Genomic DNA, 15128 nt, shown 5'->3' on the forward strand with positions numbered 1-15128 from the left:
TAGTCAGAGGATTTCAGATGGCAATGCATTGGTATGTGGTTCACGCTTACTCGGGTTACGAAAAAAGAGTAATGCTGGCGCTTAAAGACCGCATCGCCCGGTCTGGTATGGAACACATGTTTGGCGAGGTGCTGGTTCCGACTGAAGAAGTGCTGGAGATGCGCGCCGGACAGAAACGCAAGAGTGAGCGCAAATTTTTCCCGGGCTATGTGCTGGTCGAAATGGAGCTCAATGATGATACCTGGCACATGGTGAAGGATACCCCCCGTGTACTTGGTTTTATTGGCGGCAAGGCCGACAGGCCGGCTCCGATCACGGCGAAAGAGGCTAATCGTATTCTTCAGCGGCTTGAAGAGGGCGTTGACAAGCCGCGGCACAAAGTTATTTACGAACCGGGTGAAATGGTTCGTGTCACGGACGGTCCGTTTAATGACTTCACCGGTACAGTGGAAGAGGTCAATTACGAGAAGAATCGTCTGCGTGTGGCAGTATTGATTTTCGGGCGCTCGACGCCTGTAGAGCTTGAGTTCAGTCAGGTAGAAAAAAGCTGACATCGGGTACGCCCGGCTATCAGCGACGCAATGCTGTAATGAAAGCTGGCAGTCTGCCAGCAAAAACTGTCTGTTTGCCTGCCAGGGTAAACAGCTTTACCGGGGAGCTGCAAAGGGTCTAAGGATCCGGGGCAGCGTTACCACCCATCAGGAGAGTAAACATGGCAAAGAAAGTCAGTGCTTATATCAAGCTTCAGGTGGCTGCAGGTAAAGCCAACCCAAGCCCACCCGTAGGTCCGGCGCTCGGTCAGCATGGTGTTAACATCATGGAATTCTGTAAGGCGTTTAACGCTCAGACACAAGGTGTCGAGCCCGGCCTGCCAATCCCGGTTGTGATCACGGTTTATGCCGACCGCAGCTTCACATTTATTACCAAAACGCCGCCTGCGTCAGTTCTGCTGCGTAAAGCGCTTGGCATCGCCAAGGGCAGTTCGCGTCCGAACACTGAAAAAGTCGCGAAAATTACGCGTGCGCAGCTCGAAGAAATCGCCACTCAGAAGATGCCGGACCTGACAGCAGCCGACATGGATGCAGCGGTTCGCACACTGGCGGGCACAGCCAGAAGTTCTGGTATCGATGTGGAAGGAGTGGAGTAAATCATGGCTAAACTGACTAAAAAACAGCAGGCTATTGCTGCAAAAATCGACGGCGCCCATAGTTACGCTATTGCCGATGCTGTCGCATTGCTCAATGAATTTGCGTCTCCGAAATTCAAAGAATCCATAGACGTTTCCATTAATCTGGGCGTTGATCCCCGCAAATCTGATCAGGTCGTGCGTGGCTCTACATTGCTGCCAAACGGTACCGGTAAAGATGTGCGCGTAGCGGTGTTCGCTCAGGGCGACAATGCAACCAAGGCCAAAGAAGCAGGTGCTGATATCGTTGGTTTTGATGATCTGGCGGAAAGCATTGCTGCCGGCAACATGGATTTTGACGTGGTTATCGCCACGCCGGACGCCATGCGCGTGGTTGGTAAGCTCGGCCAGGTTCTGGGCCCGCGCGGTCTGATGCCGAACCCCAAGGTGGGTACGGTCACTGCTGATGTGGCGACAGCGGTCAAAAATGCCAAGGCTGGCCAGGTTCGTTACCGAACTGACAAAAAAGGTATTATTCACGGCGCCATTGGCAAAATCGGCTTTAATGCTGATGCCATTGAAGGCAACCTGGAAGCGCTGATTGCCGACCTGAAGAAGGCCAAGCCTGCTTCATCAAAAGGTATCTACATTCAGAAAGTGGTCCTGTCTTCGACAATGGGCCCGGGCGTGCTGATCGATCACGCCGCACTGAAAGCCTGATTTATTGAATTGTGACACCGGATCTTTACCGATCCGGTGTTCAGGACTTTGGGGTTTTGCCTGCTCCCGTAGCAGGCAGGGCTGTCAAAGACCGTAGGTGTCTTCGTATCCTGTGATATTTGCAGGGACGGCGACTTAATTCCCTACGCAGATGGTGTAACCCGTTCGGACTTGTCCGGACATTTCACCAGTTAATCCTGGCTTGATGAATGATTCGGATCCTCGGGTCAGATGCAAGCCAGGGCAAAACAACAAGGGCAGCTCTCGGGCGGCCCCTATCAGGAGTAAAGCTAGTGGCTATTAGGCTTGAAGACAAAAAGCAAATCGTCTCGGAAGTCAATGAAGCTGCTACCAGTGCTTTGTCTGCAGTACTCGCCGATTATCGTGGTGTGTCTGTAGCTGATCTGACATCGTTGCGCAAAAGCGCTCGTGAAAATGGTGTGTTCCTGCGCGTTGTGCGCAACACTCTGTTGAAGCGTGCGGTAGCGAGCACCGATTACGAGTGCCTTAATCCGGTGCTGTCAGGTCCGACCATTCTTGCGTTTTCCATGGAAGATCCGGGCGCCGCTGCACGCGTGCTGAAGGATTTTGCCAAGGGCAATGACAAGTTTGAGATTAAAGCGCTGTCAATTGGTGGCAAGTTACTGGGTGCCGACCAGCTCGATGCATTGGCAAGTCTGCCGACTTACGATCAGGCAGTTTCTATGTTGATGAGTGTCATGCTGGCGCCTGTTACCAAACTTGCACGTACTTTCAACGAAGTGCCCACCAAGGTTACGCGCGCGGTTGCCGCGGTTCGTGACCAGAAGCAAGCAGCATAAAACCGAAACGATACAGTTATTTAAATTTATTATTAGGAGATGTGAGTCATGGCTCTATCTAAAGACGATATTCTGAATGCAATTGCTGAAATGTCAGTGATGGATGTGGTTGAACTGGTTTCCGCTATGGAAGAGAAGTTCGGTGTTTCTGCTGCAGCGGCTGTTGCTGTTGCTGGTCCTGCTGCTGCAGGTCCTGCTGAAGCAGCTGAAGAACAAACCGAATTCGACATCGTTCTGACTGCTGCAGGCGACAAGAAAGTTAACGTGATCAAGGTTGTTCGTACAATCACGGGTCTGGGTCTGAAAGAAGCTAAAGACCTGGTTGACGGTGCACCGTCAACTGTTAAGGAAGCAGCGAGCAAAGCTGATGCGGAAGAAGCCAAGAAGCAGCTGGAAGAAGCCGGCGCTACTGTTGAGCTGAAGTAATCCGCTTTATAGCAGTATGAATTAAGTACCGGCAGGGAGCGAGACTCTCTGTCGGTGTTTAATGTTTTGGTGTTTGGCCAACAGCATTTTCCTCTTTTCGGCTGTCAATCAGAAAAGGGAATGATTAAAGATTTAGATAGTGGGGTGTATCTGTGCGGCGACAAATGACCGCGCACGGACACAGAAAGTCAGCTCACGAGCGCTGCGCAGGTTCGTCGTCAGCTGGCATAGAGAACATACTTGCTAGGAAAACACTAATGGCCTATTCGTATACAGAGAAGAAACGTATCCGTAAAGACTTTGGTAAATTGCCAGTTGCCATGGATATTCCATATCTGTTGTCAACACAGATTGACTCTTACAGGCAGTTTGCCCAAGCAGAAGTATCCCCGGCGGATCGCCAGGAACAGGGCTTGCACGCGGCATTCAAATCGGTGTTTCCCATAGTCAGCTACTCGGGCAAAGCGATTCTCGAGTATGTCAGCTATGAACTGGGGAAACCGGTATTTGACGTAAAAGAATGTCAATTGCGTGGTACGACTTATTCTGCCTCTCTTCGTGTACGCGTGCGGTTGATCCTTTACGATAAGGAATCCACAACCCAGGCGATCAAGGACATCAAAGAGCAAGAAGTCTACATGGGCGAAATCCCGCTCATGACAGGCAGTGGTACCTTCGTCATCAATGGTACCGAACGTGTTGTGGTATCCCAACTGCATCGCTCTCCGGGCGTGTTCTTTGACCATGACCGTGGCAAAACCCACAGCTCCGGCAAGTTGTTGTATTCTGCGCGTATTATTCCCTACCGTGGTTCCTGGCTGGACTTCGAGTTTGATCCCAAAGACCTGGTTTTTGTGCGTATCGACCGTCGTCGTAAATTGCCGGCAACTGTGCTGCTGCGTGCGCTCGATTACACGGCAGAACAAATCCTGGCCATGTTCTACGAGAACAACAATTATCGTCTGGGTAAAAGCACAGACGAGTTGATGCTTGAGCTGGTGCCTTCGCGTTTGCGAGGCGAAGTGTTGAACTTTGATGTCGTTGACAAAAAAGGCGAAGTTATCGTCGAAAGCGGTCGTCGCATCACTGCGCGACACATTCGGCAGATGGAAAAATCCAAGTTGACCGAATTGAAAGTCAGCGCTGAGTTTCTCGCGGGTCAGTCACTGGCAAAAGACGTTGTGAACCCTGATACCGGCGAAGTGCTGTACGAGTGCAACTCGCTGGTCAGCGCCGAAGTGCTGGCAGCGATGCTGGCTGTTGGCATCAAAACGTTTGAAACCATTTATACGAACGAGCTCGACTGTGGGCCTTTCGTGTCGGAAACACTGCGCATCGACAGCACCAGCTCGCGTCTTGACGCGCTGGTCGAAATCTATCGCATGATGCGCCCTGGTGAGCCGCCTACCAAGGACTCCGCCGAGAACCTGTTCGCTAACCTGTTCTTCTCTCAGGAGCGTTACGACCTGTCAGCAGTAGGCCGCATGAAGTTCAACCGCCGCCTGGGTCGTGAAGAGACCGCTGGCGAGGCTGTACTGAGCGTAGACGATATCGTTGATGTGTTGAAAACCCTGGTCGGCATCCGTAATGGCTTTGGTACCGTGGATGATATCGACCATCTGGGTAACCGCCGCATCCGCTCTGTGGGTGAAATGGCAGAAAACCAGTTCCGTGTGGGCTTGGTACGTGTAGAGCGCGCAGTCAAGGAACGCCTGAGCATGGCCGATTCCGAAGGCCTGATGCCGCAGGACATGATTAACGCCAAGCCGGTTGCCGCAGCGATCAAGGAATTCTTTGGTTCAAGCCAGCTGTCCCAGTTCATGGACCAGAACAACCCGTTGTCGGAAGTGACTCACAAGCGTCGTGTTTCGGCGCTCGGGCCGGGCGGTCTGACGCGTGAGCGCGCCGGTTTTGAAGTCCGTGACGTACACCCGACACACTACGGTCGTGTGTGCCCGATCGAGACGCCGGAAGGTCCGAACATTGGTTTGATCAATTCCATGGCAACCTACGCCCGCACCAACAGCTACGGCTTCCTGGAAAGCCCGTACCGTCGTGTTATCGACGGCAAGGTCACCAAGGAAATCGATTACCTGTCCGCGATTGATGAGGGCCAGTACGTCATCGCACAGGCCAGTGCCAATCTCGACAAGAAAATGCAGTTTGTCGATAACCTGGTGATCGTGCGTTACAACGGTGAAACCACATTGATGCCGAAAGAGCAGATCAACTACATGGACGTGTCACCGCAACAGATGGTGTCCGTGGCTGCAGCGTTGATTCCGTTCCTTGAGCACGATGACGCCAACCGTGCCTTGATGGGCTCAAACATGCAGCGACAGGCTGTGCCGACGCTCCGGGGCGAAGCGCCTCTGATCGGTACCGGTCTGGAACGCAATGTGGCACATGACTCCGGTGTCTGTGTGGTCGCTGACCACGGCGGCGTGATCGAAAGCGTCGACGCCTCACGTATCATCGTGCGTGTTAATGATGAGGAGACGCAGGCCGGCGAGGCTGGTGTGGATATCTACAATCTGACCAAATATACCCGTTCCAACCAGAACACCTGTATTACACAAAAGCCTCTGGTGAAAGAAGGTGATCGTATTGCCCGTGGTGACATTCTGGCCGATGGCCCGTCAGTCGACATTGGTGAACTGGCCCTGGGTCAGAACATGCGCATCGCCTTCATGCCATGGAACGGCTACAACTTCGAGGACTCGATTCTACTCTCCGAGCGTGTTGTCAGCGAAGATCGCCTGACCACGATCCATATTCAGGAACTGACCTGTGTGGCACGTGATACCAAACTGGGGTCGGAAGAAATCAGCTCCGATATTCCCAATGTAGGCGAAGGTGCGCTGGGTAAGCTGGACGAGTCCGGCATCGTGTACATCGGCGCCGAAGTGGGTGCCGGTGATATTCTGGTCGGCAAGGTGACACCTAAAGGTGAAACCCAGTTAACCCCGGAAGAGAAGCTGCTGCGCGCCATCTTTGGTGAAAAGGCATCGGACGTTAAGGATACCTCGCTGCGTGTGCCTTCAAGTGTGAAGGGTACCGTTATCGATGTGCAGGTGTTTACGCGCGATGGTCTGGAAAAAGACCAACGTGCCAAAGAGATTGAAAAATCGCAACTGGATAAGGTCCGTAAGGATATCAACGATGAGTACCGCATAGTTCAGGGCGCCACTTTCTATCGACTGAAGCAGGCACTGCTGGGCAAAAAGGTTGCCGGTGGTCCGGGTCTGAAGAAAGGTGCAGAACTGACAGAAGAGTATCTCGACAAGCTGTCTGCAGATGATTGGTTCAAATTGCGTCTTGCCGACGAGGAGTTGAACAAGCAACTTGAATTGGCAGAGGCTCAATTGCTGCAACGTCGTGCCGATCTGGATGAGCGCTTTGAAGACAAGAAGCGCAAGTTGGTGCAAGGTGATGACCTGGCACCGGGCGTGCTCAAAATCGTCAAGGTTTACCTGGCCATCAAGCGTCGCATTCAGCCGGGTGACAAGCTTGCCGGTCGTCACGGCAACAAGGGTGTTATCTCGGCGATCATGCCGAAAGAAGATATGCCATTTGATGACAGTGGTAATCCAATTGATATCGTTCTGAACCCGTTGGGTGTACCGTCCCGTATGAACGTTGGACAGGTTCTAGAGATACACCTGGGCGCCGCAGCCAAAGGTCTGGGCGATCGCATCAATAAGATGTTGGAAGAGCGGCGCAAGGTGGAAGAAGTGCGCAAGCTACTGGACGAAATCTACAACACGGTTGGTGACAAGAGAGAAGCGCTTGATGAGTTCAGCGACGATGAGGTGATGGAGCTGGCGAACAACCTGAAGTCAGGTGTGCCGATGGCGACACCTGTGTTCGATGGCGCCAATGAAGGCGAGATCAAGAAAATGCTGAAGCTGGCTGGCATTGATGAAAGCGGCCAGGTGACTCTGTATGACGGCCGCACCGGTAATGCATTTGATCGCAAGGTGACTGTGGGCATTATGTACATGCTCAAACTGAACCACCTGGTTGATGACAAGATGCATGCGCGTTCAACCGGATCCTACAGCCTCGTTACGCAGCAACCACTGGGTGGTAAAGCACAGTTTGGTGGTCAGCGCTTTGGTGAGATGGAAGTGTGGGCGCTGGAAGCATACGGAGCTGCATATACATTGCAGGAAATGTTGACGGTGAAATCCGATGACGTCGCGGGTCGTACGAAGATGTATAAAAACATCGTTGACGGTGACCATCGCATGGAACCGGGTATGCCAGAGTCGTTCAATGTGCTGCTTAAAGAGATCCGCTCGCTGGGCATCGACATGGAGCTGGAAGTCTCCGGTAAGTAAGGATCGAAAACAAGCACCATAAAGAATCGCTGATTTTGTGATGCCTGCTGCAAGACAGCAGGCGGAGGAAAGTAGAATGAAAGACTTGCTGGGATTACTGAAGTCACAATCACAATCCGATGAATTTGACTCGATCCGCATCGGCCTGGCCTCTCCGGAGATGATTCGCGCCTGGTCATTTGGCGAAGTCAAGAAGCCGGAAACCATTAACTACCGTACGTTCAAGCCGGAACGTGACGGTCTTTTCTGTGCCAAGATCTTTGGTCCGGTAAAAGACTATGAATGTCTGTGTGGTAAGTACAAGCGCCTCAAGCATCGCGGCGTCATCTGTGAGAAGTGTGGCGTTGAAGTTGCCCTGTCCAAAGTGCGCCGTGAGCGCATGGGTCATATTGAGCTGGCCAGTCCGGTGGCTCACATCTGGTTCCTTAAATCACTGCCGTCGCGCATTGGTTTGCTGCTGGATATGACACTGCGTGATATCGAACGTATTCTGTACTTTGAATCATATGTAGTGACAGACCCGGGCATGACCACGCTGGAAAAAGGTCAGTTGCTGACTGACGAGCAATACTACGAGGCGATGGAAGAATTCAGCGATGAGTTCGACGCCAAAATGGGTGCCGAGGCTATTCAGCAGTTGATGCGTGACATCGACCTGACGGAAGAAGTAAACCGTCTGCGCGAAGAGATTCCTGCGACCAACTCCGAGACCAAGTTGAAGAAGCTGTCCAAGCGACTGAAGCTGCTGGAGGCGTTTGCCGAGTCAGGTAATAAGCCCGAATGGATGGTATTGACTGTACTGCCGGTACTGCCGCCGGATCTGCGTCCGCTGGTACCGCTGGATGGCGGCCGGTTTGCAACATCCGATCTGAACGATCTGTATCGCCGCGTTATCAACCGTAATAATCGTCTGAAGCGTCTGCTTGACCTTAATGCGCCCGACATTATTGTGCGCAACGAAAAGCGCATGCTGCAGGAAGCGGTCGATGCACTGTTGGATAACGGCCGTCGCGGCCGTGCCATCACTGGCTCCAACAAGCGCCCGCTGAAATCCCTGGCTGACATGATCAAGGGTAAGCAGGGTCGTTTCCGACAGAACCTGCTGGGTAAGCGTGTTGATTACTCCGGCCGTTCGGTGATCGTAGTAGGTCCTACCTTGCGATTGCACCAGTGTGGTCTGCCCAAGAAGATGGCGCTGGAACTGTTTAAGCCGTTTATCTTCGGCAAACTTGAGCGTCGTGGCCTGGCCACCACGATCAAGGCAGCGAAGAAGATGGTTGAGCGCGAAACACCTGAGGTGTGGGATATTCTGGCTGAGGTTATCCGTGAGCACCCGGTCATGCTGAACCGAGCGCCGACACTTCACCGCCTTGGTATCCAGGCGTTTGAGCCAGTGCTGATTGAAGGTAAAGCGATTCAGTTGCACCCGCTGGTGTGTGCTGCCTATAACGCCGACTTTGACGGCGACCAGATGGCTGTGCACGTACCGTTGACGCTGGAAGCCCAGCTGGAAGCGCGTACGCTGATGATGTCAACCAATAACATTCTGGCACCGGCCAGCGGTGACCCGATCATCGTGCCGTCTCAGGACGTGGTGTTGGGTCTGTATTACATGACTCGCGAGCGTGTAAACGGTAAAGGTGAGGGCATGATTTTCGCTGACGTCAGCGAAGTCAAGCGCGCCTATGATACCGGTCACGCTGACCTGCAAGCACGAATCAAAGTGCGTATTGATGATTTTGAGCTCAATGAAGCGGGCGAGAATGTCAAGGTGCGACGCTTGGTCGACACCACCGTGGGTCGTGTGCTGTTGTTCGCGATTGTGCCGGACGGTCTGCCGTTCTCCATGGTCAACCAGAAGATGGCAAAAAAGCAGATTTCTGCCATATTGAACGCGTGTTATCGAAATGTCGGCCTGAAAGAAACCGTTATTTTTGCCGACCAGCTGATGTATACCGGTTACCGGTACTCCACAGTGTCCGGCTCTTCTATCGGTGTGAACGACTTTGTCATTCCTGAAGCCAAAGCCAAGATTATTGGTCAGGCAGAGTCCGAAGTTGAGGAAATCGAAAATCAGTATGCCTCCGGTCTGGTCACCCAGGGCGAGAAGTACAACAAGGTTATCGATATCTGGTCACGTGCCAACGACCTGGTCGCCAAGGCGATGATGGAAGGTCTGTCTACCGAGCCGGTGATCAATAAGGAAGGCAAGGAAGAGCGCCAGGAATCCTTCAACTCGGTTTATATTTATGCCGACTCAGGTGCTCGTGGTTCCCCCGCGCAGATTCGTCAGCTCGCTGGTATGCGTGGCCTGATGGCGCGACCGGATGGCTCCATTATTGAAACGCCGATTACTGCCAACTTCCGTGAAGGTCTGAGCGTTGTGCAGTACTTTACCTCAACGCACGGTGCCCGTAAGGGTCTGGCCGACACCGCGTTGAAGACAGCGAACTCGGGTTATCTGACCCGTCGTCTGGTAGATATCTCGCAGGATCTGGTGATCACTGAGGAGGATTGCGGTACTCAGGAAGGCCTGGTCATGAGCCCGATCATCGAAGGCGGCGACATCATTGCCGCGCTGGGCGAGCGGGTACTGGGTCGTGTGCTGATCCGTGACGCAGTGGATCAACAGACCGGTGAGGTTTTGATCGAAGCTGGCACCATGCTTGACGAGAAGATGGTTGAGCGACTGGAAACCATGGGTATCGACGAAGTATATGTCCGCTCGGCAATTACCTGCGACACCCGCTTTGGTATCTGCCGACAGTGCTATGGTCGCGACCTGGCTCGTGGCCATCTCGCTAACGTGGGTGAGGCTATCGGCGTTATTGCCGCTCAGTCAATCGGCGAACCGGGCACGCAGCTGACGATGCGTACCTTCCACATCGGTGGTGCAGCATCCCGGGCAACGGCTGCTGACAACGTTCAGGTCCGTACTACCGGTATGGTGCATCTGCACAATATGAAGACAGTGCAGAACGTGGCTGGTGGTCTGGTGGTGGTATCCCGTTCAGGCGAGCTGATTGTCAACGATGAATCAGGCCGTGAACGCGAAAAATACAAACTGCCCTACGGTGCGGTGGTTACACTTGCCAAAGATCGCAAAGTGGAGGCCGGTCAGGTTGTAGCAACCTGGGATCCGCACACCCACCCGATTATTTCCGAAGTGGCGGGTAAAGTGGCGTTCTCCAGCATGGAAGAAGGCCTCACCGTGCGTCGTCAGACCGACGAGGTGACGGGTTTGTCCAGTCTCTCGATCATTGATCCGGCCGAACGACCCACGGCAGCAAAAGAGCTGCGTCCTGCGGTTAACCTGCTGGATGCCAAGGGCAAGGAGATCAACATTCCGGGCACTTCAATGCCTGCAGTGTACTTCCTGCCGTCCAACTCCATCATTGGGGTGCAGGATGGCGCCGAACTGAATGTGGGTGACGTTATTGCCCGTATTCCTCAGGAAGGTTCCAAGACGCGTGACATCACCGGTGGTTTGCCGCGAGTTGCTGACCTGTTCGAAGCGCGTAAGCCGAAAGAGCCGGCCATTCTGGCGGAAATCTCCGGTACCGTCAGCTTCGGTAAGGAAACCAAAGGCAAGCGTCGCCTGATGATTACCCCGAAGGAAGGCGACTCCATGCCGGACGGCAGCTCGCACTATGAAGCGCTGATTCCGAAATGGCGTGCCATGACAGTATTCGAGGGCGAATTCATCGAAAAAGGTGAAGTGGTCTCCGATGGTCCGCCCTCGCCACACGATATTCTGCGCCTCAAAGGCGTGTCAGCGCTGGCTGAGTATATCGTCAACGAAGTTCAGGAAGTTTATCGACTTCAGGGCGTGCGCATCAACGACAAGCATATTGAAGTTATTGTGCGTCAGATGCTGCGTAAAGTGGAAATCAGGGAGCCGGGCGATTCTGGCCTGATACGTGGTGAGCAGGTCATGATCACCCAGGTGCTGGAAGAAAACGACAAGCTGCGTGCGGCTGGCAAGATTGAGGCGCAATACCAGCGCGAGTTGCTGGGTATCACCAAAGCGTCGCTGGCTACCGAGTCGTTCATTTCTGCGGCATCGTTCCAGGAAACGACACGGGTTCTGACCGAAGCCGCCGTTACCGGGAAGCGCGACTTCCTGCGCGGCCTGAAAGAAAACGTGGTGGTGGGTCGACTGATACCTGCGGGTACCGGTCTGGCTTATCACGAAGCGCGCCGCCAGGCATCTGCTGCCAACAAGGCTTTCGAAGAAAGCCCGGGTGTGACAGCAAGCGAAGTCGAAGCGGCGCTGACCGAGGCTTTGAAAACCGGGGTCTAGCAATCGCCGCCCCGGTTCGATTTGCTAAACCAGTTGGCTATTTAAGTTGACTACAGGGTGCGAGATCTTTAAACTCTCGCATCCTTTACTCTGGGGATTTTCCTGAACTGCGGCCTTTACAGCCCGCAGCAGGGGTCTACACCCCAGAATATTTGTATTTATATGCCAAGTTTGACACAACAAGTCCAGGAGTAATGAATGGCAACTATCAACCAGTTGGTTCGTAAACCAAGACAGAGCAAGATCGTCAAAAGTGACGTACCTGCCCTGCAAGGTTGCCCGCAAAAGCGAGGCGTGTGCACCCGCGTCTACACAACAACACCCAAAAAGCCAAACTCTGCACTGCGTAAGGTATGCCGTGTGCGTTTGACCAATGGTTACGAAGTCACTTCCTATATCGGTGGTGAAGGTCACAACCTGCAGGAACACTCGGTGGTCCTGATTCGTGGCGGTCGGGTAAAAGACCTTCCCGGTGTGCGTTACCACACGGTGCGCGGCAGCCTGGATACCTCTGGCGTGGCAGCACGTCGTCAGGGTCGTTCCAAGTACGGTGCCAAGCGTCCAAAATCTTGATTTGAAGCAAGTTTATTTTTACCAGTAAGGCTGTGTGGCGCCGGTGCAACCGCATCGGGGTGAATCGCAGATCGACCTGAATTGATGAGGTGATTTATGCCCAGAAGAAGAGTGGCGGCAAAACGTGAAATTCTGCCTGATGCAAAGTACGGCAGCAAAATCCTGGCGAAGTTCATGAACCACGTAATGGAAGACGGTAAAAAATCCGTTGCCGAGAAAATTGTTTATGGTTCGCTGGATGTAGTGGCAAAAAATACAGGCACAGATGCCCTGGAAGCTTTTGAGAAGGCGCTGGACGCAATTGCACCGATGGTTGAGGTGAAGTCGCGTCGGGTAGGTGGTGCGACCTATCAGGTGCCTGTTGAAGTGCGCGCTGAGCGCCGCAGTGCACTGGCCATGCGTTGGCTGGTAGAGCACGCGCGCAAGCGTGGTGAAAAGTCCATGGCATTGCGCCTGGCTGGCGAGATTTCTGATGCGGCCCAGGGTCGTGGCAGTGCCGTCAAGAAACGTGAAGATGTGCACCGTATGGCGGAAGCCAACAAGGCGTTCTCGCACTACCGTTTCTGATTAGTTCAATAAATCCATTAAGTTAATGATATAGGTGTGATTGTGGCCAGAAGAACCCCCCTAAGCCGGTACAGAAACATCGGCATCGTCGCTCACGTCGATGCTGGTAAAACAACAACGACAGAGCGCGTGTTGTTTTACACGGGTATGAACCACAAAATCGGTGAGGTTCATGACGGCGCTGCAACCATGGACTGGATGGAACAGGAGCAGGAGCGTGGTATCACCATTACCTCTGCTGCGGTAACAACGTTCTGGAAGGGCATGTATCAGCAGTATGAAGAACACCGTGTCAACGTAATCGACACTCCCGGCCACGTGGACTTCACCATTGAAGTGGAGCGTTCCCTGCGTGTTCTGGACGGTGCTGTGGTTGTGCTGTGTGGCTCATCCGGTGTGCAGCCTCAGACCGAAACAGTATGGCGCCAGGCTAACCGTTACGAAGTACCGCGCGTTATCTTTGTTAACAAGATGGACCGTGCCGGTGCCGATTTCCTGAAAGTGGTCAAACAGGTGAAAGAGCGTCTGGGCGCAGTGCCTGTGCCAATGCAGCTTGCAATTGGCTCGGAAGAGACTTTCCGTGGCGTGGTTGACCTCGTGAAGATGAAAAGTATCGTCTGGAGCGAGGAAGATCAGGGCATCACGATGACCTACGAAGAGATTCCTGCCGACATGCAGGCAGCTGCCGAGAAATGGCGCGAGTTTATGGTTGAATCGGCGGCAGAAGCCAATGAAGAAGTCATGAACAAGTACCTGGAAGGCGAAGAGCTGACAGAGGAAGAGATCAAGGCCGGTATCCGTCAGCGCACGCTGGCGAACGAAATTGTGCCAACGTTCTGCGGCTCTGCATTCAAGAACAAGGGTGTGCAGGCGGTACTGGATGCGGTTGTTGACTATCTGCCGTCCCCGACTGAAGTAAAAGATATTGAAGGTACGCTGGAAGACGGTACCGTGATTGCTTGTGAAACCAGTGATGAGGCGCCGTTTGCTGCGCTGGCGTTCAAGATCGCGACTGACCCGTTCGTGGGTACATTGACGTTCTTCCGGGTTTATTCCGGTACGCTGAATTCAGGTGACGCAGTCTTCAACTCGGTCAAGAGCAAAAAAGAACGCGTGGGTCGTATGGTGCAGATGCGCGCCAACAACCGCGACGAAATCAAGCAGGTGATGGCAGGCGATATCGCTGCTGCAATTGGCCTGAAAGACGTCACCACGGGTGAAACCCTGTGCGATCCGAATCGCATTGTTGTGCTGGAGAAGATGGACTTCCCGGATCCCGTGATTTCTGTTGCCGTTGAGCCAAAAACCAAGGCTGACCAGGAAAAAATGGGTATCGCACTGGGCAAACTGGCTCAGGAAGACCCTTCATTCCGGGTTGAGAGCGACGAGGAATCAGGTCAGACCATCATCTCGGGTATGGGCGAGCTTCACCTGGACGTGCTGGTCGACCGTATGCGTCGTGAGTTCGGCGTCGAGGCGAACATCGGCAAGCCGCAGGTTGCCTATCGTGAAACCATCCGCAAGAAAGTGGAAGTGGAAGGCAAACACGTCAAACAGTCTGGTGGTCGTGGTCAGTTTGGTCACGTCTGGTTGCGTCTTGAGCCGCTGCCGGCTGACGAAGAATACACGTTTGTCAACGAAGTCGTGGGCGGCGCCATTCCGCGTGAATACATTCCCGCTGTCGACAAGGGTGTGCAGGAGCAGATGAAGAATGGCTGTCTGGCCGGTTATCCGCTGCTGGCGATGAAGGTCACCGTATTTGACGGTTCCTTCCACGATGTTGACTCCAGTGAAATGGCGTTCAAGATTGCCGGCTCCATGGCGCTCAAGAAAGGCGCCCTGATGGCTGACGCGGCCCTGCTCGAACCCATCATGAAAGTCGAGGTTGTCACGCCCGAAGAGAACATGGGTGATGTCATGGGCGACCTCAACCGTCGTCGCGGTATGGTTCAGGGTATGGATGACACGGCCAGCGGCAAGGTTATCGATGCTGAAGTGCCGTTGTCAGAAATGTTTGGTTATGCCACCGATCTGCGCTCTGCGACTCAGGGTCGTGCGACCTATACGATGGAATTCCTGAAGTATGGTGAAGTGCCGTCAAATATTGCTGAAGGCATCATCAACAAGAACAAAGGCTGATTGCCGGGGCGCTGGATTTTTTAATTATTAAGACTTGTTTTGTGAGGTGTTATTGTGGCGAAGGGTAAATTCGAACGTAAAAAGACACACGTCAACGTTGGCACGATTGG

Annotated in this window: 10 protein-coding genes; all 10 read left to right on the forward strand. The window is 53.4% G+C overall.

Annotated features, from left to right (window positions below; all coding sequences use genetic code 11):
* Positions 1 to 17 precede the first annotated feature (17 nt).
* The 10 genes from nusG (at position 18) to fusA (ending at position 15018) form a co-directional block, all read left to right on the forward strand.
* Positions 18 to 551, forward strand: a complete 534-nt coding sequence (gene nusG / locus WD071_RS09615) for a transcription termination/antitermination protein NusG (RefSeq protein ID WP_368048163.1) — start codon at positions 18 to 20, stop codon at positions 549 to 551.
* 161 nt (positions 552 to 712) lie between these two features.
* The gene (gene rplK / locus WD071_RS09620) at positions 713 to 1147 is read left to right on the forward strand and encodes a 50S ribosomal protein L11 (protein ID WP_368048154.1); all 435 of its coding nucleotides are present in this window, start codon (positions 713 to 715) and stop codon (positions 1145 to 1147) included.
* A gap of 3 nt (positions 1148 to 1150) precedes the next feature.
* Positions 1151 to 1846, forward strand: coding sequence for a 50S ribosomal protein L1 (rplA, locus tag WD071_RS09625; RefSeq protein ID WP_368048155.1), 696 nt, complete (start codon positions 1151 to 1153; stop codon positions 1844 to 1846).
* 293 nt (positions 1847 to 2139) lie between these two features.
* Positions 2140 to 2667, forward strand: a complete 528-nt coding sequence (gene rplJ / locus WD071_RS09630; protein ID WP_368048156.1) for a 50S ribosomal protein L10 — start codon at positions 2140 to 2142, stop codon at positions 2665 to 2667.
* Between the two features lie 48 nt (positions 2668 to 2715).
* Positions 2716 to 3093 carry a 50S ribosomal protein L7/L12 gene (gene rplL, locus WD071_RS09635; protein WP_368048157.1) on the forward strand — a complete coding sequence of 126 codons (378 nt, stop codon included), beginning with the start codon at positions 2716 to 2718 and terminating at the stop codon, positions 3091 to 3093.
* Positions 3094 to 3350: 257 nt separating this feature from the next.
* Complete coding sequence (gene rpoB / locus WD071_RS09640; protein WP_368048158.1) at positions 3351 to 7436, forward strand: DNA-directed RNA polymerase subunit beta; 4086 nt, start codon at positions 3351 to 3353, stop codon at positions 7434 to 7436.
* Positions 7437 to 7512: 76 nt separating this feature from the next.
* On the forward strand, positions 7513 to 11739 hold the full coding sequence (gene rpoC, locus WD071_RS09645) for a DNA-directed RNA polymerase subunit beta' (protein WP_368048159.1): 4227 nt from the start codon (positions 7513 to 7515) through the stop codon (positions 11737 to 11739).
* Positions 11740 to 11937: 198 nt separating this feature from the next.
* A complete protein-coding gene (gene rpsL, locus WD071_RS09650) occupies positions 11938 to 12312 on the forward strand; it encodes a 30S ribosomal protein S12 (RefSeq protein ID WP_368048160.1) in 375 nt (124 codons plus the stop codon).
* A gap of 96 nt (positions 12313 to 12408) precedes the next feature.
* Positions 12409 to 12879, forward strand: a complete 471-nt coding sequence (gene rpsG / locus WD071_RS09655) for a 30S ribosomal protein S7 (RefSeq protein WP_368048161.1) — start codon at positions 12409 to 12411, stop codon at positions 12877 to 12879.
* A 42-nt stretch (positions 12880 to 12921) separates the two neighbouring features.
* Positions 12922 to 15018, forward strand: coding sequence for an elongation factor G (gene fusA / locus WD071_RS09660; protein ID WP_368048162.1), 2097 nt, complete (start codon positions 12922 to 12924; stop codon positions 15016 to 15018).
* The last annotated feature ends 110 nt before the right edge of the window (positions 15019 to 15128 follow it).

This window comes from Pseudohongiella sp., from assembly GCF_040877505.1.
Classification (GTDB): Bacteria; Pseudomonadota; Gammaproteobacteria; order Pseudomonadales; family Pseudohongiellaceae; genus Pseudohongiella.

What these genes read in the sequence shown, in the direction of transcription:
- nusG (WP_368048163.1), top strand. Translation starts at nt 18, where the DNA reads ATGGCAATGCATTGGTATGTGGTTCACGCTTACTCGGGTTACGAAAAA.
- rplK (WP_368048154.1), top strand. Translation starts at nt 713, where the DNA reads ATGGCAAAGAAAGTCAGTGCTTATATCAAGCTTCAGGTGGCTGCAGGT.
- rplA (WP_368048155.1), top strand. Translation starts at nt 1,151, where the DNA reads ATGGCTAAACTGACTAAAAAACAGCAGGCTATTGCTGCAAAAATCGAC.
- rplL (WP_368048157.1), top strand. Translation starts at nt 2,716, where the DNA reads ATGGCTCTATCTAAAGACGATATTCTGAATGCAATTGCTGAAATGTCA.
- rpoB (WP_368048158.1), top strand. Translation starts at nt 3,351, where the DNA reads ATGGCCTATTCGTATACAGAGAAGAAACGTATCCGTAAAGACTTTGGT.
- rpoC (WP_368048159.1), top strand. Translation starts at nt 7,513, where the DNA reads ATGAAAGACTTGCTGGGATTACTGAAGTCACAATCACAATCCGATGAA.
- rpsL (WP_368048160.1), top strand. Translation starts at nt 11,938, where the DNA reads ATGGCAACTATCAACCAGTTGGTTCGTAAACCAAGACAGAGCAAGATC.
- rpsG (WP_368048161.1), top strand. Translation starts at nt 12,409, where the DNA reads ATGCCCAGAAGAAGAGTGGCGGCAAAACGTGAAATTCTGCCTGATGCA.